The sequence below is a fragment of the Streptococcus sp. 20925_1_69 genome (assembly GCF_041432365.1).
GTDB lineage: Bacteria > Bacillota > Bacilli > Lactobacillales > Streptococcaceae > Streptococcus.
Map to the genome: position 1 here is coordinate 43,141 of NZ_JAPVZL010000011.1, position 23,260 is coordinate 66,400.

The following is a 23,260-nucleotide window of genomic DNA, read 5'->3' on the forward strand; positions in this document are numbered from 1 at the left end:
CTCCTTATTTACTTGTTTAATGTGATTGGCTTTCCAGCATTTCCACATAGTCAATCGCGACACAGAGGGAAATGACTAGGTCTGCATAAGCATCGTCAAGAACTGTTACAGTATAGGTAGAGGTCAGATGGAAGAGTTCCTTCTTAATTTCTGCAATTAGCTGATCGCGATCATCTAGCAATTTGAAATCTAAATCCCAGATATTGCCCTCGATACGAAGACCCAGATTATCAAACTCATACTTATCTCGCCAGAAGGTCAACTTCTTACGAATGACAAAACTCGAGCCATCCCTAAGTTGAATCTCAAAACGAGGTAGCAAGGTCAAGATTTCTTTACTGATCTGACTGACCTGTTCACCATTAGCATCATAGATGATAAAAGTTTTGGGAATCTTAAAAAATGATCCCTCCACCTGATAGGCGATTTCTCCCCTGTCATCCTTGATAGCGAAGCGTTCGCCTCCAAGACGAAACTTTTGTTTGACAAGAAATGTTTTCATCAACACCTCCAAAAATCAAAAGACAAGCTCATATCACGAAGGGCGAAAAACCGCGGTACCACCTTCATTCAATGAACTTGTCATTCTCTTATTCTTATGCAATTGTATGATTGAGTAGCATGACTTCCTAGCTTAGATGGCTCGCAGCACCGCCATTTCTCTGGACTAAGACAACTGAAAATCAATTCTCAACTTTCTTATTATAACGTTTTTTTAAGTTTGCGTCAACTGGAAATGATTCTCATTGAATCAGAGCCATTCCCTACATCTCAGATTACTTTTTCAGAATATACTTTTTCTTACTGCTATCACTCTTTTTATCCCAAGTTTTCGAATTGCTAAATATAGCTACGCAAATATTTGCAAATATAAAGTTTCCTATCACCAAATATATAGACTCAGTTGTTAGGTATTGTCGATCCAAACCATCCTTTAGATAGAATAGTATAACAGTTTGCTGAACAGTCAAAAAGGTTGGCCAGAAACTTTTTTTGAAAAAAGTAGACATTTTCATTATTTGTTACCGTTTTCTGTAAGGTTAAGCTTAGTATACTACCAGGTAAGAAAATAAGAAACTATCATAGAAAAACATACAGTTACAAAATTTGACTTTTACATAAAAAAACGAACCAGCGTGACTGATCCGTTTTCATACATCCTACTTCCGATACATTTTAAACTGTAGGAAGAGATCGCTATATTTGCCTGTCCATTTATGGTCAAATTTCTCATAAACTTCTAGGTGTTTCATGGTTTCAGCATCTGGATAGAAGGCCTTGTCTTCTTTTTTCTCCTCTGGGAGCAGTTCCTTGGCTGGTAGGTTTGGTGTTGAATAGCCTACATACTCTGCATTTTTGAGAGCATTTTCTGGTTTCAACATAAAGTTGATAAAGGCATAGGCTGCATCTTGGTTTTTGACTGTTTTGGGAATGACCATATTGTCAAACCAAAGGTTGCTGGCTTCAGTCGGTACCACATAGCGTAGATTTTCATTTTTTTCTAGCATTTGGCTAGCTTCACCAGAGAAGGTCACGCCGATAGCAGCATTATTCTGAATCATGTAGCCCTTCATCTCGTCCGCCACAATAGCCTTGATATTTGGAGTCAGTGTATAGAGCTTATCCACTGTTTCTTCCAACTGCTCGGGATCCTTGGAGTTGAGGCTGTAGCCAAGGGAGTTGAGCCCCAGTCCCAGCACCTCACGCGCCCCATCAAAGAGCATGATGGAGTTCTTATACTCTGGTTTCCAGAGGTCATCCCAATGCTCAGGAGCTTCCTCTAGCATGGTTTCATTGTAGACAATTCCCAGTGTTCCCCAGAAGTAAGGAATGGAGAATTTATTGCCTGGGTCAAAAGACTGGTTGAGGAACTCTGGTCCGATATTTTCAAGACCTTCAAGTTTTGAATAATCAAGCGGAACCAAGAGGTCTTCGTCCTTCATCTTGTTAATCATGTATTCACTTGGGATGGCAATGTCGTAGGTTGTTCCACCCTGCTTGATCTTGGTATACATGGCTTCATTGGAGTCAAAAGTCTCATACTGGACTTGGATGCCTGTTTCTTCTGTGAATTGCTCCAAGAGTTCTGGATCGATATAGTCTCCCCAGTTGTAGATAACCAGTTTTTGACTATCTCGACTATTGATTTTACTATCTAGATGGGTTGCAATTCCCCACAAGACGAGGATAATGGCTACAATTCCTGCTAAAAATGAATAGAGTTTTTTCATGCTTGCTCCTCCTTCTCACGTGAGATAAAGTAATATCCAACAACTAGGATAATACTAAAGAGAAAGACGAGGGCAGACAGGGCATTGATCTCTAGCGAAATCCCCTTACGAGCACGAGAGTAAATCTCGACTGACAGGGTTGAAAAGCCATTTCCCGTTACAAAGAAGGTCACGGCAAAATCATCTAGCGAATAGGTGAAGGCCATGAAGTAACCTGCAATAATAGACGGAGTCAGGTAAGGAAGCATGATTTCCTTAAACATCTGAAATTGACTAGCTCCCAAGTCATAGGCCGCATGAATCATATCTCCGTTCATTTCCTTAAGACGTGGCAAAACCATCAAGACCACGATAGGAATCGAGAAGGCCACGTGACTAGATAGAACGGTCAAAAATCCAAGTGAGAACTTGAGTTGGGTAAAGAGAATCAAGAAGCTGGCACCAATCATAACATCAGGCGCAACCATGAGGATATTATTGAGTGATAGAAAGGCTTCTTGGTATTTCTTACGAGACTGGTAGATGTAAATAGCACCAAAAGTCCCGATAATGGTCGCTATCAAGGCTGATAGAAAGGCCAAGAAAAAGGTCTGAGTCACAATCAACATGAGACGACCATCGCCAAACATGGTTTTAAAATGGCTCAAGCTAAAACCTGTAAAGCTATTCATGTCGTTGCCTGCATTAAAGGCATAGCCAATCAAGTAAAAAATCGGCAGGTAGAGGATAAGAAAGACCAGTCCCAGATAAAGGTTAGCAAATTTTTTCATCGTTCTCTCCTTTCCTTTGTCACCCACATGGTAATGAACATGGTCAGGATGAGAATTACACCGATGGTTGAACCCATACCGTAGTTATCATTTGTCAGGAAGTTTTGCTCAATGGCTGTCCCTAAGGTGATAACACGATTCCCACCAATCAAACGAGTCAGCATAAACAGACTCAAGCTAGGGATAAAGACGGATTGAACCCCACTTCTCACACCATTCATCGATAGAGGGAAGATGACATGACGGAAGGTCTCCCACTTGGTCGCACCCAAGTCATAGCTGGCATTGATAAGATTGTTATCCATATCGTCCAAGACATTGAAAATGGGCAAAATCATAAAGGGAAGCTCGATATAACTTGCGACAAAGATAAAGGAGAAATCGGTAAAGAGCAACTGTTGTGAACCGATTCCGATAAATTCCAAAAATTGGTTAATAGAGCCATTTTGACCAAAAATTCCGATAAAGGCATAGGCCTTGAGGAGCAAATTGATCCAAGTTGGCAGGATAATCAGCATAAGCCAGAGTTGACGGTGCTTGAGACGGGTCAAAAAGAGGGCTGTTGGATAGCTGATAAGCAGGGTCACAAAGGTCACAATTCCTGCATAGAGTACAGAGTTGAAACTCATTTTGAGGTAGGTCAAATTTTGTGACGCAAAGTAAGATTTATAGTTTTCTAAACTGAATTGTCCTTCAATATTGAAAAAGGATTGACCGAAAATCAAGACCAAGGGTGCCAACACAAAGAGGGCAATCCAGAGCATGTAGGGCACTACAAAGAGTTTAGAGCTTGTTTTCTTCATCTCTTTCCTCCTCGATTGCATTGATCAGACCTGCTTCTTGCTCTTCAATTTCCACGTATTCTTCGATACGAGCATCGAACTCTTCTTCGGTTTCGTTGAGACGCATGATATGGATGTCTTCTGGTTCAAAGTCCAGACCGATTTCCTCACCCACGATGGCCTTACGAGTTGAGTGGATCATCCATTCATTTCCAAGTTCGTCATAGGCGATAATTTCATAGTGAACTCCACGGAAGAGTTGGGTATCCACCTTAACTTGGAGCTTGCCTTCTTCAGGAAGGGTAATCCGCAAGTCCTCTGGACGAATCACGACTTCGACTGGCTCATTTGGCTTCATCCCCCCATCGACCGCTTCGAAGCGTTTGCCGTTAAACTCAACCAAGTAGTCCTCAATCATGGTTCCTGGCAAAATATTTGACTCGCCGATAAAGGTGGCAACGAAGTGGTTGATTGGCTCATCATAGATATCTACTGGCGTTCCAGACTGGACGATTTCCCCATCATTCATGACGAAAATCCAGTCACTCATGGCAAGAGCTTCTTCCTGATCGTGAGTGACAAAGACAAAGGTAATGCCCAATCGTTGTTGTAGTTCACGCAGTTCATACTGCATGTCTGTTCTCAATTTCAAGTCCAGCGCTGATAAAGGCTCGTCTAGCAAGACCACACGGGGTTGGTTGATGATGGCACGGGCAATAGCCACACGCTGACGTTGTCCTCCTGAGAGTTTACGAATGGAACGTTTTTCGTAGCCTTCCAACTGAACCATCTTGAGAACTTCCGCTACGCGTTTCTCGATTTCTTTCTTGTCAATCTTGCGCAAGCGGAGCGGAAAGGCAACATTTTCAAACACATTCATATGTGGAAACAAGGCATAGGATTGGAAGACCGTATGGACGTCACGCTTGTTGGTTGGAATGTCATTGATTCGGACACCGTCCAATAAAATATCTCCTGTCGTCGCATCCAGTAAACCTGCAATGATGTTTAGGATGGTTGATTTCCCTGAACCAGATGCGCCTAAAAGGGTATAAAATTTCCCTTCTTCCAACTCAAAGTTGATATCTTTGAGAACCTTGGTGTTGCTGTCTTCAAAAACTTTTGAGACGTTTTTGAATTCAATAATTGGTTTTTTCAATTGTCATTTATTCCTTCTTTTTCATAGATTAACAGATCAGGGCTCTGTCAGGCCGCCACTACCTCGTGTAGGAGATTGAACTGCCTACATACATCTGCACTAACGATAGGCTTTCACCCCCTTTCCATGACATAGCAGCAGCTTTTCAACTACAGCTTCCTACTTGCTTTCACCTAAAATACGGACTTCTCTTTCAAGCGTGATACCTGAGTGTTCCTTGACTTTTTCGATAACAGACTCAATCAAGTCTTCGTAGTCTTTAGCCGTTCCATCTACGACATTGATCATAAATCCTGCGTGCTTTTCTGACACTTCTACGCCACCAATACGATAGCCTTTCAAGCCAGCTTCTGAAATTAACTGACCTGCAAAATGCCCGACTGGACGCTTAAATACCGAACCACAAGATGGATATTCCAAAGGTTGCTTGAGTTCACGTAGATGCCTCAAGCGATCCATTTCCTGCTTGATAACCTGATGGTTTCCTGGAGCTAGGGCAAATTTAGCTGACAAGACAACTGCACCAGACTCCTGAATAGCTGAATGGCGGTAACCAAAAGCCAAGTCCTTGGCAGAAAGAGTTTCGATTTCTCCATCCTTGGTCAAGACCTTACAAGACTGCAAGATGTGTGCAATCTCTCCTCCGTATGCACCCGCATTCATAAAGACAGCACCACCGACGCTCCCTGGAATGCCACAAGCAAACTCAAAACCAGTCAAACTATGACGGAGGGCAATACGAGTTGTTTCAATCAAGTTGGCACCAGCTTCAGCTTCAATGGTATAGCCATCAACGGAAACGTTATTGAGCTTGTCACACAAGATGACAAATCCGCGAATCCCACCATCACGAACGATAATGTTGCTGGCATTTCCAAGGACCATCCAAGGGATATTTTCTTGATTGGCAAATTTGACAACACGAACCAACTCAAAACGATTTCGTGGAAAGACCAGATAATCAGCCTCTCCACCTACTTTTGTATAACTATAGCTATGCAAGGGTTCCTTGAAACGGATATCAATTCCTTCTAAGATTTCAAGCATTTTTTCTCTTACAGACATGTCACTCTTCCTTTTACAAAATTCATTCCATTATACCATTTTTATAGACATTTGACGACCCTAAAAAAATCTTGAGCTTATTTTAAATAAAAAAAGAGGTTTCCCCCTTTTCTTATGATTTTTTGCAAAAGATAGCCTTAGTTCCATAGGCAAGCAGAATAAGCTCAACTGCTAGAACAACTTCAACCAAGACAGGACTTGTCAGCCAACCAACTTGGGCTAGAGATGGTGCCAGGTCAAAGAAGGCATGTAGACCATAGGCTGCTAGGAGATAAATCCATTTCTTCTGGCGAACAGCTTGGTAAACCCAAACTGTCAAAAGTAATTGGAAACCAAGTGCCAAGATTCGTTCAAAACCAAGCAAATAAATCTGCCAAACAGACAGCGACTGAATAGTTTTCAACATATTTTCAGACAGTAATTGCATAACCTGTGGATTTTGCGTTTGAACTGCCGAAAGAACAAAGTAGAGATTGAGCAAACTAGTAAGACCTAGGAAAATCAACTCCAAGCCACCATGCCCCAAGCCATAGGCCAAGGCATCTGCCTTTTCCAAACTTCTCTTTTTCTCCAACCATTTGAAGAAAACAAGGCGAGCTGTTTCCTCAAAAAATGCTGCCATGGCTAGGCCATAGATGATATAGACAAGCGGATGGTCTTGCAAGAGGGCAATACTACCGTCTTTTTGAGGATGTAAAACCAAGATATGCACCAGTTTTTCTAAAATCTGTGAAGAGACAAAGAAGGCAACAGCCCCCAAGCCCAAGACAGCTAGATTAATCTGGTGTTTCTTTTTGGCATACCAAATGCTTCCTATCAAGAAAGCCAGCAACAGAAACATGGTAATAATGATATGAATGGTCATTTTCTTCTCCTATTCCGCCTTTTCAATATCTTTTTTCATCTCGTCAACATTGAACTTAGCAAACAAGTATTGACGGTCTTGAACTGGGAAACGTTGATCCAACTGGTCAACTGCTCCCACCTCGATAATGCCTTCCTTGATGACAAAGTCCATGACATGCCCACCGAAGGTCAAGTCATCTGATATGAAGTGTAGATGATAGCCTGCCACACTGACCCCATGGAAAATCTCTGGCGTCCAGAAACCAACGATGGTTCCTGCGACATTGTCACGACGATATTCAGGCTGATGGGTTGCTACCTCAGCAAACTTGGTCTCTGGTGTCGACTTAGGAATCATGCGCACATGCATATGCGAAAATTCCCCCCGAATCTTGATAGAGCGGAAAAGATTTTCCCCATCATAATAAGACTCAATCCGTTCTTCCAATTCCTTGTCTGTCATCTCAAACCGCTGGCGGAAAATAACTTCTGCCTGATGTGGTACTACTGCAGCGTAAGGAATAAGGGCATCTGGTGACACTTCTACAATCTCTGGTTGGTCTCCTGACCCTTTGGCCTGATAAGCCTTGCCATCCAAGACAATCAATTCCCCATCAATGGAATCCAAGGTTCCCAAACCAAGATCACCATGCTCCAGCAATTCTCCTACTGTCATGGTACCACCATAAAGGCCGGCCATCAAGGCTCCAAGGGTATTGTATTGAAATAATTTCACTGGTTCCTGCACGTTCTTATCCATTCACTTTCTTGTCTGTTATTCTGTAAATCTTACTCCTAAGTATACCACATTTGCCCCTATATGTGAACGAGAGAAACACCCTAGACATTGCCAAGAAATAAAAAAAAGGGTACAATGTAACAAAATCAAGGGAGGTCTGGAATGAAGAAACAAAGCAAGTACCAAGAGGTCGTAGCTTATCTGAAAAATAGTATCGAGTCTGGCCGCTTTCCAACGGGTAGCCGCCTGCCTTCTATTCGTCAACTGAGCCTTGACTTTCACTGTAGCAAGGATACTATCCAACGAGCCCTTCTGGAATTACGGCACGAACAATACCTCTATGCCAAGCCCCAGAGTGGTTACTATGTCCTAGAACAAGGGCAACACCAGGATCTAGAAATCGAAGTCACTGACGAACATGCCAGTGCCTATGACGATTTCCGACTCTGTATCAATGAAACCTTGATTGGCCGAGAAAACTACCTGTTCAACTACTATGACAACCAAGAAGGATTAGAAGACTTAAGACAATCCATTCATAAACTCCTCTTTGACCAAGCTCTCTACTGCAAGGCAGACCAACTGGTACTGACTTCTGGAACCCAACAAGCCCTTTTTATTCTCTCGCAAATTTCCTTCCCTAGCCAAGCTAAGGAAATCTTGGTGGAACAACCGACCTACCATCGAATGAACCGCCTCTTGATTGCTCAGGGATTGGACTATCAAACGATTGAACGAGGAATTGATGGGATTGACTTGGAGGAGCTGGAAGGCCATTTCAAGACAGGAAAGATTAAGTTTTTCTATACCATTCCTCGTTTTCACTATCCTCTGGGGCATTCCTATTCAGAGCAGGACAAACGGGCTATTCTTGACTTAGCTGCCAAGTATGGTGTCTATATCGTAGAGGACGACTATTTGGGGGATTTGGACTCTAAAAAGGGCCAGACCTTCCACTATCTGGATACAGAGGAGCGGGTCATTTACATCAAGTCCTTCTCAACCAGCCTCTTTCCAGCCCTGCGGATTACGGCACTCATTCTGCCAAATGCTATCAAGGAAGCCTTTGTGGCCTACAAAAATATCTTAGACTACGACAGCAATCTCATCATGCAAAAGGCCCTGTCCCTCTATATCGACAGTCAACTATTTGAGAAAAACCGTCTGGCCCGCTTGGCTAATCAGGAAGCTTACCAAAAACAAATTGAGGAAAGATTAACTAAAACACCTTGCTCCCTTCCTCACTTTCCGCTTCACGATGGTTTATTACTAGATCTGCGACAGTATCCTAAAATTGCCAGCCTCAAACACAGTCAACTAGGTTTGGACTTCTTTGAAGAAGCTTACTTGAGCGCCTGCCCTTATCAATTTGCCAAGGTGTCCTTAGACAATCTGGAAAATGTTTTAAACTATTTAAAAGCAGAATTGGAATGACTTCCAACTCTGCTTTTTCTTATTCTTCAACTTCTGTTAGGCTTGCTGCTTTTTCAAGATAGCTTTGGTAGGTTCCTTCATCCTTGAGCTTTTGGATGACCTTGTCCACCACTTCTTTCAAATCAGCACTATTTTTTCTAAGGGCAACCGCATTGGCTTCTCCGTCCTTCATCTTCAAGCTAACAGTTGCGACAGCTAGGTCTGCATTTTTAGCAGCATAGCTAAGGGCAACAGGCTCATCCATGTGAACAGCATCTACTTTTCCAGCTTGCAATTCATTGACTGCTTCACCCATATTTGTTAGGGAAGTTAATTGAGCTTTTGGCAATTGTTCCTTGACCATTGATTCTGGAACAGTTCCTTTTTGGGCTGCAATATTGGCACTTTCTAGGCTAGTTAGATCCTTGTATTTTTCTACATCAGCCTTCCGAACCAAGAAACTAATCTTGTTTTCATAGTAAGGGATTGAAAAGTCAAAGACTTCTTTTCTCTCGTCAGTAGCGCTAATTCCCGCAACCGCTAGGTCAGCCTTACCAGTTTGAAGACTGGTCAAGACATTGTCAAAACTCATGCTTGAGATTTCCAACTTAACCCCAAGTTCATCAGCGATAGCTTGAGCCATGTCAATGTCCGCACCGACTACCTGATTTTTTCCGTCAACTAAGGATTGGAATTCAAAAGGTGCATAGTCAGGACTGGTCGCTACAACTAATTTCCCCTTTTGCTTAATGGCTTCAACAGCTGACTGAGAACCATTAGAACCTGACTGGCAAGCTACTAAGAAGAAACTTGCAAGAAAACTACATAAAACAAATATCCATTTTTTTGATTTCATAAATAAACAACCTCTCTGTTAATTTTGTATAATTATAACGCTATCCAAGGTGCTTGTCAAGTGTTTTTTGAATTTTTATCTTAAAAATATTTTTTTCATTCAATAAAAGGAGCTATCAGTTGATTTCAAGCTCCTTTTTATACAGATTGAACCTATTTTATAGTTCAACAATCTTACCTGTTTCAAAGTAAACAACCCATTCACAGATATTTTTGGCATAGTCTCCAATTCGTTCCAAAAAGGCAATCACTTGGAAATAATCACGACCTGTAACGATGGCATCTGGATTTTTCTTGATTTCTTCTGTAGCTAGGTCACGAATGCTATCAAAGTATTGGTTGATTTTTTCGTCCATGGCTGCTACTTCATAGGCCTGATCTACTGAACCATTGAGATAGAGGTCAAGGGCTGCTTCGACGAAGTTCTTGACATCGCGACCCATTCTCTTGATTTCTTCTTCAACAGCTGGGATACGTTGCTCCCCCTTCATACGAATGGCTGCTCTTGCAATGGAAACGGCATGGTCACCCATACGTTCCAAGTCAGATACAGCCTTCAAGACTGTCAAAACAGTACGCAAGTCCTGAGAAACGGGTTGTTGAAGAGCAATCATTTCAAATGATTTCTTCTCCAACTTCACTTCGTATTCGTTTACTTCTGCATCATCTTCGATGACTTCCTTGGCCAAATCACGGTCATGCGTAACAAAGGCACGCACTGTACGATTGATCTGGGATAGCACTTCCTGTCCCATAGCATAGAACTGGTTGTGCAATTTCTCTAAATCTTCTTCAAATTGAGAACGTAACATCATTTATCTCCTTATCCAAATTTTCCTGAAATATAATCTTCTGTTTCCTTGTGTTGTGGGTTGAGGAACATCTTCTTGGTATCGTTAAACTCAATCAAATCTCCATCTAGGAAAAATCCTGTCTTGTCAGAGATACGAGAGGCTTGTTGCATAGAACGCGTAACCAAGAGCATGGTGTATTTATTTTTTAGCCCATACAAGGTTTCCTCAATCTTGCCAGCAGAGATAGGGTCCAAGGCTGAAGTTGGCTCATCCAAAAGAATGATTTTAGGACTGGTTGCCAAGACACGGGCAACACAGACACGTTGCTGTTGTCCACCTGAAAGCCCGATAGCTGAATCATGCAGGCGGTCCTTGACCTCATCCCAGATAGAAGCTCGTTGCAAGGCTTTTTCCACTGCTTCATCTAGAACTTGCTTGTCCTTCACTCCATTGATACGAAGCCCATAGACCACATTTTCGTAGATGGACATAGGGAAAGGGTTTGGTTGTTGGAAAACCATACCAATTTCCTTGCGCAATTCAACTGTATCTGTACGCGGACTGTAGATATTGTGGCCGTTGTAAACCACCGAACCAGTTGTGGTCACCTCTGGATTGAGATCCCCCATGCGGTTGATTGCCTTGAGAAGAGTTGACTTCCCTGATCCAGATGGACCAATCAAGGCTGTAATTTCCTTGGGTTGGAAAGATAGGGAAACACTATTCAAGGCCTTTTTTTGATTGTAGTAAACGGACAGGTCTGACACCTGTAAAATCGCTTCTGTCATACTGTTTCCTTTCTATCCAAAGTGTCCTGTTACGTAGTCATTGGTTGACTGTAGTTTGGCATTTTGGAAAATATTAGATGTCTTATCGTACTCGATCAAGTCACCCAAGTAGAAAAATCCTGTGTAATCACTAGCACGCGCAGCCTGTTGCATACTATGGGTCACGATGATGATGGTAAAGTCCTTCTTCAATTCCAACATGGTTTCTTCCAGTTGGGCTGTCGCAATCGGATCCAAGGCAGACGCTGGTTCATCCATCAAGAGGATATCTGGTTTGACAGAGATGGCACGAGCGATACAGAGACGTTGCTGCTGACCACCTGACAGAGTCAAGGCTGACTTGTGCAAATCATCTTTGACCTGGTCCCAAAGGGCAGCTTGACGAAGAGAGGTTTCCACAATTTTATCCAAGACTTGCTTGTCCTTAACCCCTGCACGTTCATGGGCAAAAGTGATGTTGCGGTAGATAGACTTGGCAAAGGGATTTGGTCGTTGGAAGACCATTCCGATGTGCTTACGCATCTCATAGACGTTAATTTCTGGACGGTTGACATCAATCCCTTGATAGAGGATTTGACCTGTGACCTTAGCAATATCAATGGTATCATTCATACGGTTGAGACTGCGGAGGTAGGTTGATTTCCCTGATCCAGATGGGCCAATTAAGGCTGTAATTTTATTTTTTTCAAATTGCATATCGATGCCCTTGATGGATTCTTTTTTACCGTAGTAAACATGTAAATCCTTAGTAGAGAGGGCCACTTTCTCTTCAGGAAAGGTGATGATATGCTTTTCATCCCAATTATATTTTGACATGGCTTCTCCTTTAGGCAGCGGTTAATTTCTTATGTAGGTAGCTTCCGAGTTTGCGGGCTCCAAAGTTAAAGATGAGGATAAAGATGAGGAGCACGGCTGCAGAACCTGCTGATACGATGGTTCCATCTGGAATGGTTCCTTCGCTATTGACTTTCCAGATGTGGACAGCCAAGGTTTCTGCTTGACGGAAGATAGAGATTGGGCTGGTCACACTAAGAATATTCCAGTTAGACCAGTCAAGGGCTGGAGCGGATTGCCCTGCTGTATAGATGAGAGCTGCCGCCTCACCAAAGATACGACCAGAGGCCAAGACAACCCCAGTTACAATCCCTGGAAGAGCTTCTGGAATAACCACATGGACCACAGTCTCCCAGCGAGAAATCCCAAGGGCCAAACCAGCCTCACGTTGCGTATGGTGAACGTGTTTCAAGCTGTCCTCAACATTACGAGTCATCTGAGGCAGGTTAAAGACCGTCAAGGCCAAGGCACCTGAAATGATTGAAAATCCATACTCAAACTGAACCACAAAGATCAAATAACCAAAGAGACCCACAACCACTGATGGCAGTGAAGACAAGATTTCAATACAGGTTCTTACAAAATTGGTCACAGGACCTTTTTTGGCGTATTCAGCTAGGAAAATCCCAGCTCCCATAGACAAGGGCACAGAAATAATCAAGGTAATGACCAAGAGGAAGAAAGAATTATAGAGCTGAATTCCAATCCCTCCGCCTGCTTGGTAAGAAGATGATTTGCCAGTCAAGAAAGACCAAGAGATGTGGGGCAAACCACGAACCAAGATATAAAGAATCAAGGATGCCAAGATGGCAACAATAATTCCTGCAATCGAGTAGAGGACAGCTGTTGCAATTTTATCTAATTTCTTAGCGTGCATAGTTTTTCTTTCCTCTTTCTTTCGTAATCAATTTAATCACACTGTTGAAGGCCAAACTCATCAAGAGCAAGACTAAGGCCAGTGACCAGAGAACGTTATTGTCAACGGTTCCCATAACGGTATTTCCGATACCCATGGTCAACACAGAGGTCAAGGTCGCAGCAGGTGTTGTTAATGAAGTTGGAACTACGGCTGAGTTTCCAACTACCATCTGAATGGCCAAGGCCTCACCAAAGGCACGCGCCATCCCAAAGACCACTGCTGTAAAAATACCTGAACGCGCCGCCTTCAAGGTCACGCGCCAGATGGTTTGCCAACGAGTGGCTCCCATAGCCAAACTAGCTTCGCGGTAGTGACGAGGCACTGCACGCAAGCTATCGGTTGTCATAAAGGTTACCGTCGGTAAAATCATGACAAAGAGAACGAAAATCCCTGACAAAATCCCAAAACCAGTTCCACCAAAGACACTACGAACAAAAGGAACTACGACCTGCAAACCGATAAATCCATATACGACTGAAGGGATCCCTACAAGCAATTCAATAGCTGGCTGTAAGATTCTAGCACCTTTTGGTGAGACTTCCGTCATAAAGACAGCTGCTCCAATGGCAAAAGGAGTTGCGATAAGGGCTGACAGGATTGTGACAATAAAGGAACCCAAAATCATTGGAAGCGCACCAAATTGTTTACCTGAAGGATTCCAAGTTTGACCAAATAGGAAATCAAAGATATTAACTCCATTGACAAAGAAGGTCGACAAGCCTTTTTGGGCTACGAAAATCAAAATCATTGCCACAATAATGACAATCAAAGACAGACAGGCAAAGGTCAAACCTTTTCCTAGTTTCTCTAAACGAGAGTTCTTTGAGGGAGAAAGTAATTTTTTAGCTAATTCTTCTTGATTCATTATTGACTCCCTTCTAGTGCTGTCACCGTTCCCACAGCATCTTTTTCAACCTTCATTTCCTTAACAGAAATATAGCCCATTCCCTTAACGATTCCACTTTGCGCTTCATCTGATAAGACAAAGTTGAGGAATTCTGCCACCAATTCGTTTGGTTGACCTAGGGTGTACATGTGCTCATAAGACCACAAAGGCCAGTTATTGGTCGTAACATTTTCTGCAATCGGCTCATAGCCATTCAACTTCATGCGTTTCACCGAGTCATCCACATAGGCAAAGGCTAGGTAAGAAATGGCTCCTGGTGTCTGGGAAACAATGTTTTTGACCATCCCATTTGAATCCTGTTCTTGACTCTGCACAGCAGATTGACCATCCATGATAACACTATCAAAGGTTGCACGCGAACCAGAACTTGCCGCACGGTTGATAATGGAAATGGCTAGGTCTTTCCCACCGACTTCTTTCCAGTTGGTTACTTGACCTGTGAAGATGCTACGGAGTTGTTCTGTTGTCAGATTTTCAACGTCAACTTCCTTGTTCACAATTACTGCCAAGCCTGCTACGGCTACCTTATGGTCCACTAGAGCGGATGCGTTGATACCGTCTTTTTCCTCGGCAAATACGTCTGAATTTCCTACATCAACGGCTCCAGACTGAACCTGAGACAGACCTGTACCAGATCCTCCACCTTGAACGTTGACTGTTTTTCCAACGTGCATAGAACCAAATTCATCTGCTGCTGCTTCGACCAAGGGCTGAAGAGCCGTTGAGCCAACAGCTGTCATGGATTCCCCACGATCAATCCAGCTAGCACATCCCGCCAAAGAACCTGCTAGCAAAAGAGCCGCAAGGGATAGAGCGAGTTTTTTCCTTTTTTTCACTGTTTTTCTCCTTGAAAATATTGGTGAATGCTGTGAATTTTTTCAACTATTTATTTATGTTTTTATTTTTTAAAATTGGGAGCCAACTGAAGTTGCTAGCTTGGTTTTACTAGTAATTTGCTCAGTTACCTTGCCCACCAATTTTGACTTAAAATGAAAGACAATTTGAAAAAAATCCATACTTCCACTATAACATAGACAAGCTACTTTGACTAGCATTTTCACTTGAATCTGAGGCCTTTTGGAAAATAATTTTTCAAAACATTTCCAGTCACCTTAGCAAAGCCCAAACCATTTCCTTGAACCAAAACTTGATACCAACCATTTGGCAGACTTTCCGCCAGCTGAACGGTTTCTCCAGCCACATACTTTACAAACCCTTCTTGGTCAATTTCAACCGACTGTTTGACCTGACTCGGTTTCAAGGCTAGACCAAGAGCAAAACTAGGCTCAAAGCGTTTCTTCTTAAAAGTACCCAGATGCAGTCCATTGCGAGCAATCTTGAGTTTCCCTAAATCTGGCAAGAGTTCTGGCAAGAGATAGAGTTGGTCACCAAAAGTCTGCAAAATTCCCCTTAGATTGATTTTCAAGTGTTTTTGGGCAAATTCCTGCCACAAGGCAACTTGTTCTCGGCTAAGATTACTCTTACTTGCCTTAAATTTAGGTGCTGGATTGTCACCTTTAAATTGTAAATGAGCGACAAACTGCCCCTCTCCCTTAAACTGATGAGGGTACATCCGAGCCGTTTCTGGCAGATCAATACCAGCTACCATTCCATTGATATGCTCAACTGGTAGCAAGTCAAAATCATACTCTTCCAGTAGCCAATTGACGATCTCTTCGTTTTCCTCGGGTGCCCAGGTACATGTTGAATAAACCAGACGACCTCCCTCTGCTAGCATGGTCACTGCATCTTTCAGAATTTCTCTTTGAAGACTAGCACATTGACTTGGATAATCTAAGCTCCAATAGTCCATAGCATCTGGTTGCTTACGAAACATCCCTTCACCAGAGCAAGGGACATCAAGAACGATTAAGTCAAAATAGCCTTTAAAAACCTTGGCCAAGCGGTCAGCAGATTCATTGGTCACCACGACATTTGTCGCTCCAAAGCGCTCCATATTTTCAACCAAAATCTTAGCCCGTTTGCTTGAAATTTCATTGGAAACAAGCAGCCCCTCCCCAGCTAGATAGGCTGCTAGTTGAGTGGATTTGCCACCCGGTGCAGCGGCCAAATCCAAGACCTTCATACCAGGACTGGGCTGGGCTACCTGAGCCACCATTTGAGCAGCAGGCTCTTGCGAATATACTAAACCTGTAGCATGCTCAGGCGATTTTCCTGAAACCTTACCATAGTGACCCCAAGGAGTTTGAGGAATAGCATCAGGAAAGGAAACTGGCGCTTCTTTTAAAGGATTGACCCGAAAGGCCGAAACCGCTTCCTCCTCAAAAGAGGCAAGAAAATCTCTTGCCTCATCTCCTAGTATCTCTTCATATTTTTCAACAAATCCTTCTGGAAATTGCATTTAAGTTCTTTTCCTTTCGTAAATATAGGACTGAATTTCCTCCTGCATCTCAAGAGGTAGCATCATGATCGGCTGTCTGGTTTGAAAATCAGGAGCTTCACCAGAAAGGGTCACCACCCGATAGCCCAGACTTTCCCCTAAAATACTAGCCGCAGCATAATCCCATGGTTGCAGATAGGTGACATAGGTCAACAAACGCCCTGACAAAATCTTGGCAAAACTAATGGCCGCACTTCCATAGACACGAACACCAAGAACCGCTCGGCTCAAATCAGCCAACCCCCATTCATTGGTTTCCAGCATACCACTATTCCCTGCAATAAGGAAATCTCCAAGTGGTTTTTCTTGAAAGGGAGCTAGGGGCTTATTATTTCGACAGACTGGAAACTTACCACCACCGTGATAACAATCCCCCTTGACCACATCATAAATCAAACCAAACTGTCCCTGACCATTTTCAAAATAAGCCATCATAACAGCAAAATCTTCCTGCTGGGCGACAAAGTTATTGGTACCATCAATGGGATCAATGACCCAAACCTTGCCCTCTTGAACCGAGGCTCTCAGACAACCTTCTTCAGCACAAATCTTATCCTTAGGATAACGGGACAAAATCTCACTAACCAAAAGTTCCTGAACTTCCTTGTCCAGTCTGGTCACCAAATCCGTTGGAGAGGACTTGGTTTCAACACACAAGTCTTCCTGCATATGGTCAAGGATGTACTGACCTGCTTTCTTAACAAGCTCTTTAGCAAATTCAAATTTACTTTCCAAGAGAAATCTTTCCTTCCCCTTTTTCCTTGGCAGCCTGAACTGCTCGGTAAAGCGAATAGCCACTAACTGTTTCAAATTCTCGTCCCAAACGTTTTTCTTCACTCTTGCTTGGCACGACAGACTTGAATCCCTTATAGGAGTCCAGTAACTTTTTAGCTTCTACCTTGCCTTCATAGGCAGCTTCAACATCATTAAAAAAAGAAAGCACTGAAGCAAGTTCTTCAGTGCTCCACGACAAATCTAGTGGGTAACTATACTGTTTGTTCATTAACTAATACCAGCTCTCATTCTTGCTTCTTTTAGTTCTTGCTTACGGTAACTACGAGGGAGAAAAGCACGAATCTCATCTTCATTAAAACCGATTTGCATGCGTTTGGCATCAATAATAATTGGACGACGTAAAAGACTAGGGTACTGCTCAATCAAATGAAGCAATTCCGATACCGAAATACTCTCTACATCAATATTCAATTTTTGAAAAATTTTTGAACGAGTTGAAATGATGTCATCAGTACCATTTTCGGTCAAGGAAAGGATGTGTTGCAATTCTTTTCTTGTTAAGGGACTGGTCATAATATTGTGTTCCTCAAAGGGCACCTTATGTTTTTCTAGCCAGGCCTTTGCCTTACGACATGAAGTACAGCTCGGTGATAGAAATAGTGTAATCATGCTTTTCTCTTCTTATCTATACTTTGCTACCTCTATTATACAAAAAAATAAAGCGCTTGACTAGAGATTTTTAGAAAAAAAGCCTATTTTTCCAGAAAAATAGACTGTTTGCGAACGATTAATACATTTCTGAATTAGTTAATTCACTCTTAACGATAGTTTCGAATCACACACCTAATTTATACATGTGAAATAAGAACATCTTTCGTTTCACTTCCTACGACTTTTTATGTAAAAATAGCCAAAGAAGCTTTCATAAAGGGCAAAAAAGAGGAGGAAGGCATGAAGGAAGAAGGTCTCTGGCAAAATCAGTATAACAGGATCCTTGGCTGGGTCAAAAAGCCAGGTATCATCTCCCACAAAGAGAATTTGATGGAAAAGAGTAAAGAATTGGTCAAAACCAATCAACACTCCTCCAAGCCCAATCAGTAAAGGCAAAACCACTAGAGCCAAAAGCCCTTTACTAAATAGAGACAAGAAGCCCTTTTTCACAATCCCTTTGACAAAGAAATAGAAGCTTGGCAGGGTAACTAGGGCAACTAGCTGAACCAAATGAAAGAGATTCTTGACCACTGCGAAATGGTGCAGACCAGCTGCTGACGAACGAAAATCTGGCATCTCTAGGACCTGACTAAAAGGATTGGTCAGATAATTCATCAAGATATGAAAGTTGTATTGAATGGTTTCTGGTTTTAAATAGACCCGATCCGTTAAACTTAACCACTGAATTTCCAGCGGATAAAAAATCCAAGCCAAATAAATGGTCAGAAGGATAGAAAGAGAGAGGAGAAAGAGCATAGAGCTCCAAAAGGTCAGTTTAGTTTTCATCAAAGTTCCACTCCGCAAGGCTAGAAACCACATGAGTCGGTGCGATTGGCAGGTCTGCCACTTCTTCTGCCTTGGTAAAACCTGTCGTCACCAAGAGCGTTGGAATGCCATTGTCAATCCCAGCCCGAATATCAGTCAGGTAGTTGTCCCCAACCATGATTAATTCTTCACGTTCCAAACCTAAGTGCCCAACCGCCTTATCCATAATGATGGCATTTGGTTTCCCGATATAAACAGGCTTCACTCGTGTTGCCACTTCAAGAAGTGTAATCAGCGAACCAGCACCTGGCAAAAGACCGCGTTCTGTCGGGATGTTGAGGTCAGGATTGGTTCCGATAAAATGAGCTCCCTTTTGAATAGCCAGAGTTGCTGTCGCAAATTTTTCATAATCAACTTGCCAGTCCAGACCTACTACCACATAGGCAGGATTTTCCTTGTCTTCGACATAACCAGCCGCCTTGATGGCTTCCTTGAGACCTGATTCTCCGATGACATAGACCGTCTTTTCAAGCCCCAAGTCATTCATATAGTCGATAGTCGCCAAAGTCGCTGTGTAAACAGTCGATAGGGGCGTATCGATATTAAAATTCTGAGCCAACATCTCCTGAACACTCTCTGGAGTGCGGGTTGTATTGTTGGTCACAAAAAGATAGGGGATGTCCCGCTTTTGCAATTCATGAACAAAAGCCTCCCCTGCTGGGATTCGGTCTTTCCCCTTATAAATAGTTCCGTCTAAATCAATTAAATAGCCTTTATATTTCATATTTTCTCTAATCCTTTTTTATTTCTTGCCAAGTGATGATTGCTTGGGCATTGGTAGCCCCATCGCTTGTGATTTCATGCTTGCTTTCCAGTCCAGTCCGTTCAACAGCTGATGTAATCACTCCACCCGGTCGAACTTCCTTGACATACTTGAGGTTGATTTTCTTGGGAATATATTGAATCAAAAAATCAGCTCCCATGACTTCAAAAATCCAGTCCAAGTATTTACTGTTATTGACATGACCATTCATATCTAAATCGTAAAAACGGACATGGTAATCCTTGCTGATTGGCTCTTCCAAGGACTCATACTTTGGTCCACGGATGAGCTTTTTATCAAACTCAGACTGATAAGGAGCCACAATCTCAGGTTCGACAGCATGGACTTTTCGACTGTCTCGGTCCATAAGAACAAAAGTCGCCATCATGTGGATAAGCTCCTGACCTGCTTCATCATAGATAGTGAAACGACGGTAGCAAAAGAGTCGATTGTAGCTCAGGGCTTCCGTTTCGATGGTGATTTCTTCCGCAAAACGAGGCAAACGAGCCACCTCAATATCATAGTCTGTGATAATCCAGATAAGATTATAGTCTTCCAAAATAGCCTTATCACTAACTCCTAACTCAATCGACTGCATCCCTGAAACTTGTAGGGATAGCAATATCACATCTGGAATCTTGATATGACCGTTCATATCAGCCATATCAAAAGGAATTTTCATTTTCATTTGATAAGTTAAGCCCATCATCCTACTCCAAAATAAATCGTTCTGCTACAGTGTCTCCCAAAAAGAGACCTCTTTTTGTCATGCGAACTCGGTCACCCTCTATTTGCATGAGACCTTGTTGAACCAAGTCTCTGACGATTTCTCCATAAAGTCCATCAAAAGACCGTCCAAATTTTTCCTCAAATCGCGCCATGGAGACCCCTGATTTCTTGCGAAGGCCCAGGAACATTTCTTCTTCCATTTGCTCTTTTTGACTCAGGTGTTCTTCTGTGATGCGAGCGTTGCCTTCCTCAACTGCACTTAGATAATGACGTATCGGACCATGATTTTTATAGCGGACGCCATTTACATAACCAGATGCCCCAGCACCGATGCCATAGTACTCAGCATTGTCCCAGTACATAAGATTGTGACGACTTTCAAAACCGGGTTTGGAAAAATTGGAAATCTCATAATGTTCAAAACCAGCTCGTTCCAGCTCTGCGATGATGTACTCAAACATCTCAGCTTCCAGTTCCTCCTTAGGCAGAGGCAATTTCCCTCGTCGCATACGGTTCATAAAGACCGTATGGTTTTCTAAAATCAAGCTATACAGACTCATATGGGGAATATCCAGCCCAATGGCCTTAGCCACATTTTCCTTGACCTGCTCCATAGTCTGACCTGGCAGCGCATAAATCAAATCAATGGAGATATTGTCAAAACCAGCCAGTTTCAGACGGTCGATATTTTCATAAATATCCTTCTCCAAATGACTGCGCCCAATCTTTTTCAGCATCTTATCATCAAAGGTCTGCACACCTAGAGAAACACGATTGACAGCCGAACTTTTCAAAACAGCTATCTTATCTGCATCCAAGTCGCCTGGATTGGCTTCAATGGTCAACTCTTCCAAGGCAGACAAGTCTAAGTTTTTAGTCAATCCATCCAATAGTACCTCCAGTTGCGGAGCTGACAGGGCTGTTGGTGTCCCACCACCGATGTAGAGGGTTCTCAACTTTTGAATATCATAAGAACGAAACTCTTCCAGCAGATGCTCCAAATAGCTATCAACTGGCTGATTTTTGATGAAAACCTTTGAGAAGTCACAATAATAACAAATCTGGGTACAAAATGGGATGTGCACATAGGCTGACGTTGGTTTTTTCTGCATAGTAATTATTATACCACAAAAAGCGAACAATACTTAGAATTCCGTTTAACAAAATCCTAGCATTGTTCGCTTTCTTTATCTAATCATTCTTTGTATTTTATGGATAACACAACTATCAGAATCAATCTAGTTCGTTGTTAAAACACAAAAGAATGAATGTTCATTTGACTAAATTTTTAGTCTTCTTTTTTCTTGCGAGCTACAATTCCAAATCCACTCAATAGTCCAAGAAGTCCTAGAGATGCAAGAGCAGCATTTGATTCTGTTCCTGTATTTGGCAATACATTTTGAGAATCATTTGACTTAGCTCCATTATCAACAGTAGTCTTAGTATCTACCTGATCTGCATTTGGAGTTGGAGTACCTGGTGCAGGTGTATCTTGACCAGAACCTCCATTAGTGTCAGGTTTGACTGGCGTACCAGGTGTTGCTGGTGTTACCTTAGCTGGAGTTTCTACTGGAACTTCTACAGTGGCTTTACCTGGTTCGGTAATCTTACCTGTACCTGGAACTTTACCGTCTGGTAATTCACTGTTTGGTACTTTACCTTTACCTTCTTTATCGATTGTAACGATAATTGGGTTTCCATCTTTACCTGGGATTTCTACCGTAGTTCCTGGTGGGTATGTTGTTCCATCTGGTCTCTTCGGTGTTACTGTAACGTCACCTGTCTTAGGATCTTGATCCAACTCTATTGTTGGTGTCTTACGAGCTGGTGTGGTTACATCTACTGGTTGTGATGGTTTCTTATTCGGTTCTGTGACGGTTCCTTTTCCTGGCAAGTCTCCTTTTGGAAGCTTGTCATTTGGTACTTCACCTGAACCATTGTCACCAATTATAACTGTGATTGTTGTTCCATTTTCTCCTGGAATTTCTACCTTGCTACCTGATGGGTAAGTCGTTCCATCTGGTTTCTTAGGCGTTACAATCGCATCACCATTTGGTTTGCGTGTAATTTCAATCTCACCTGGTGTTTCTGTCGTTGGGGTAGTTGGTGTAAATTTAGCTGGTGTAGTTACATTAGGAACTTCAACAGCTGATTTTCCTGGTTCGGTAATCTTACCTGGTTTTGTAACCTTACCGTCTGGTAACTCACTGTTTGGTACTTTACCTTTACCATCTTCTCCGATTGTTACTGTGATTGGCTTGTCACCTTTTCCTGGAATTTCTACTACTGTTCCCGGTGGGTAGATTGAGCCATCTGGTTTCTTCGGTGTCACTGTAATATCACCAGTCTTAGGATCTTGTTCCAACTCTACGGTTGGAGTTACTTTAGCTGGGGTTGTTACATTAGGAACTTCAACAGCTGGTTTACCTGGTTCGGTAATCTTACCTGTACCTGGTGTTTCTACATCTGGTAGATCACTGTTTGGTACTTTACCTTTACCGTCTTCACCGATTGTTACTGTGATTGGCTTGCCATCTTTACCTGGGATTTCTACCGTAGTTCCTGGTGGATATGTTGTTCCATCTGGTTTCTTCGGTGTTAATGTAACGTCACCTGTCTCAGGATCTCGTTTCACATCTAGTGTTGGTGTCTTATGGGCTGGGGTTGTGACCTCAGGAACTTCAACAGATGGTTTGCCTGGTTCGGTAATCTTACCTGGTTTTGTAACCTTACCGTCTGGTAATTCACTGTTTGGTACTTTACCTTTACCATCTTCTCCGATTGTTACTGTGATTGGCTTGTCACCTTTACCTGGAATTTCTACTACTGTTCCTGGTGGGTATGTTGAGCCATCTGGTCTCTTAGGTGTCACTGTAACATCACCAGTCTTAGGATCTTGTTCCAAGTCTACGGTTGGAGTTACTTTAGCCGGGGTTGTTACATTAGGAACTTCCACTGATGGTTTTCCTGGTTCGGTAATCTTACCTGGTTTTG

At 42.5% G+C, this 23,260-nt stretch carries 26 protein-coding genes; 1 reads left to right on the forward strand and 25 read right to left on the reverse strand.

Annotation, left to right across the window (positions count from 1 at the left end; translation table 11 throughout):
- Window positions 1-16: 16 nt before the first annotated feature.
- The 9 genes from O3601_RS07995 to budA form a co-directional block, all read right to left on the reverse strand.
- Window positions 17-502 carry an LURP-one-related/scramblase family protein gene (locus O3601_RS07995; protein ID WP_371472363.1) on the reverse strand — a complete coding sequence of 162 codons (486 nt, stop codon included), beginning with the start codon at window positions 500-502 and terminating at the stop codon, window positions 17-19.
- Between the two features lie 274 nt (window positions 503-776).
- Window positions 777-1,016, reverse strand: a complete 240-nt coding sequence (locus tag O3601_RS08000) for a hypothetical protein (RefSeq protein WP_371472364.1) — start codon at window positions 1,014-1,016, stop codon at window positions 777-779.
- Window positions 1,017-1,160: 144 nt separating this feature from the next.
- Window positions 1,161-2,231 carry an ABC transporter substrate-binding protein gene (locus O3601_RS08005; RefSeq protein ID WP_371472366.1) on the reverse strand — a complete coding sequence of 357 codons (1,071 nt, stop codon included), beginning with the start codon at window positions 2,229-2,231 and terminating at the stop codon, window positions 1,161-1,163.
- Window positions 2,228-3,001 carry an ABC transporter permease gene (locus O3601_RS08010; protein WP_371472369.1) on the reverse strand — a complete coding sequence of 258 codons (774 nt, stop codon included), beginning with the start codon at window positions 2,999-3,001 and terminating at the stop codon, window positions 2,228-2,230. The genes O3601_RS08005 and O3601_RS08010 overlap by 4 nt, the downstream gene beginning before the upstream one ends.
- Window positions 2,998-3,804, reverse strand: a complete 807-nt coding sequence (locus tag O3601_RS08015) for an ABC transporter permease (protein ID WP_000753801.1) — start codon at window positions 3,802-3,804, stop codon at window positions 2,998-3,000. The genes O3601_RS08010 and O3601_RS08015 overlap by 4 nt, the downstream gene beginning before the upstream one ends.
- Window positions 3,785-4,942, reverse strand: coding sequence for an ABC transporter ATP-binding protein (locus O3601_RS08020; protein ID WP_000742895.1), 1,158 nt, complete (start codon window positions 4,940-4,942; stop codon window positions 3,785-3,787). Before O3601_RS08020 ends, O3601_RS08015 begins: the two co-directional genes overlap by 20 nt.
- Window positions 4,943-5,101: 159 nt before the next feature.
- Entirely contained in the window at window positions 5,102-6,007 is a 906-nt protein-coding gene (gene murB, locus O3601_RS08025; RefSeq protein ID WP_371472379.1) for a UDP-N-acetylmuramate dehydrogenase, read from the reverse strand.
- Window positions 6,008-6,119: 112 nt separating this feature from the next.
- Window positions 6,120-6,872 (reverse strand): YhfC family intramembrane metalloprotease, encoded by a 753-nt coding sequence (locus O3601_RS08030; RefSeq protein ID WP_371472382.1) that lies wholly within the window; start codon window positions 6,870-6,872, stop codon window positions 6,120-6,122.
- Window positions 6,873-6,881: 9 nt separating this feature from the next.
- Entirely contained in the window at window positions 6,882-7,613 is a 732-nt protein-coding gene (gene budA, locus O3601_RS08035; RefSeq protein WP_371472385.1) for an acetolactate decarboxylase, read from the reverse strand.
- Between the two features lie 141 nt (window positions 7,614-7,754).
- Between budA and O3601_RS08040 the strand changes: the two genes are divergently transcribed.
- Complete coding sequence (locus O3601_RS08040; RefSeq protein WP_371472388.1) at window positions 7,755-9,026, forward strand: PLP-dependent aminotransferase family protein; 1,272 nt, start codon at window positions 7,755-7,757, stop codon at window positions 9,024-9,026.
- Window positions 9,027-9,045: 19 nt separating this feature from the next.
- Here O3601_RS08040 and O3601_RS08045 read toward each other — a convergent pair whose 3' ends face one another.
- From O3601_RS08045 to O3601_RS08120, 16 genes are all read right to left on the reverse strand, one after another.
- Entirely contained in the window at window positions 9,046-9,861 is an 816-nt protein-coding gene (locus O3601_RS08045; protein ID WP_023942905.1) for an ABC transporter substrate-binding protein, read from the reverse strand.
- Between the two features lie 157 nt (window positions 9,862-10,018).
- The gene (gene phoU / locus O3601_RS08050; RefSeq protein WP_371472391.1) at window positions 10,019-10,672 is read right to left on the reverse strand and encodes a phosphate signaling complex protein PhoU; all 654 of its coding nucleotides are present in this window, start codon (window positions 10,670-10,672) and stop codon (window positions 10,019-10,021) included.
- Between the two features lie 11 nt (window positions 10,673-10,683).
- Window positions 10,684-11,442, reverse strand: a complete 759-nt coding sequence (gene pstB / locus O3601_RS08055; protein WP_000133485.1) for a phosphate ABC transporter ATP-binding protein PstB — start codon at window positions 11,440-11,442, stop codon at window positions 10,684-10,686.
- 12 nt (window positions 11,443-11,454) lie between these two features.
- Entirely contained in the window at window positions 11,455-12,258 is an 804-nt protein-coding gene (gene pstB, locus O3601_RS08060) for a phosphate ABC transporter ATP-binding protein PstB (protein ID WP_000049845.1), read from the reverse strand.
- Window positions 12,259-12,268: 10 nt separating this feature from the next.
- On the reverse strand, window positions 12,269-13,153 hold the full coding sequence (gene pstA, locus O3601_RS08065; RefSeq protein WP_000543046.1) for a phosphate ABC transporter permease PstA: 885 nt from the start codon (window positions 13,151-13,153) through the stop codon (window positions 12,269-12,271).
- Window positions 13,143-14,060 carry a phosphate ABC transporter permease subunit PstC gene (gene pstC / locus O3601_RS08070; RefSeq protein WP_001070903.1) on the reverse strand — a complete coding sequence of 306 codons (918 nt, stop codon included), beginning with the start codon at window positions 14,058-14,060 and terminating at the stop codon, window positions 13,143-13,145. Before pstC ends, pstA begins: the two co-directional genes overlap by 11 nt.
- Window positions 14,060-14,938 carry a phosphate ABC transporter substrate-binding protein PstS family protein gene (locus tag O3601_RS08075; protein ID WP_000746329.1) on the reverse strand — a complete coding sequence of 293 codons (879 nt, stop codon included), beginning with the start codon at window positions 14,936-14,938 and terminating at the stop codon, window positions 14,060-14,062. Before O3601_RS08075 ends, pstC begins: the two co-directional genes overlap by 1 nt.
- A 221-nt stretch (window positions 14,939-15,159) precedes the next feature.
- Window positions 15,160-16,464 (reverse strand): RsmF rRNA methyltransferase first C-terminal domain-containing protein, encoded by a 1,305-nt coding sequence (locus O3601_RS08080; protein ID WP_371472396.1) that lies wholly within the window; start codon window positions 16,462-16,464, stop codon window positions 15,160-15,162.
- On the reverse strand, window positions 16,465-17,238 hold the full coding sequence (locus tag O3601_RS08085) for an inositol monophosphatase family protein (protein ID WP_173278587.1): 774 nt from the start codon (window positions 17,236-17,238) through the stop codon (window positions 16,465-16,467).
- Entirely contained in the window at window positions 17,228-17,506 is a 279-nt protein-coding gene (locus O3601_RS08090) for a UPF0223 family protein (RefSeq protein ID WP_001041979.1), read from the reverse strand. Before O3601_RS08090 ends, O3601_RS08085 begins: the two co-directional genes overlap by 11 nt.
- Window positions 17,506-17,907, reverse strand: a complete 402-nt coding sequence (locus O3601_RS08095; RefSeq protein WP_000631255.1) for a Spx/MgsR family RNA polymerase-binding regulatory protein — start codon at window positions 17,905-17,907, stop codon at window positions 17,506-17,508. Before O3601_RS08095 ends, O3601_RS08090 begins: the two co-directional genes overlap by 1 nt.
- Window positions 17,908-18,117: 210 nt before the next feature.
- Window positions 18,118-18,735 (reverse strand): TIGR01906 family membrane protein, encoded by a 618-nt coding sequence (locus O3601_RS08100; RefSeq protein WP_371472410.1) that lies wholly within the window; start codon window positions 18,733-18,735, stop codon window positions 18,118-18,120.
- Window positions 18,725-19,498 (reverse strand): TIGR01457 family HAD-type hydrolase, encoded by a 774-nt coding sequence (locus O3601_RS08105; RefSeq protein ID WP_000875449.1) that lies wholly within the window; start codon window positions 19,496-19,498, stop codon window positions 18,725-18,727. Before O3601_RS08105 ends, O3601_RS08100 begins: the two co-directional genes overlap by 11 nt.
- Before the next feature lie 7 nt (window positions 19,499-19,505).
- A complete protein-coding gene (locus O3601_RS08110) occupies window positions 19,506-20,243 on the reverse strand; it encodes an acyl-ACP thioesterase domain-containing protein (protein WP_371472400.1) in 738 nt (245 codons plus the stop codon).
- A gap of 4 nt (window positions 20,244-20,247) precedes the next feature.
- A complete protein-coding gene (hemW, locus tag O3601_RS08115; protein WP_371472402.1) occupies window positions 20,248-21,378 on the reverse strand; it encodes a radical SAM family heme chaperone HemW in 1,131 nt (376 codons plus the stop codon).
- Between the two features lie 176 nt (window positions 21,379-21,554).
- The coding region (locus O3601_RS08120) for an LPXTG cell wall anchor domain-containing protein (protein ID WP_371472404.1) at window positions 21,555-23,260 on the reverse strand (1,706 nt) is incomplete at its 5' end.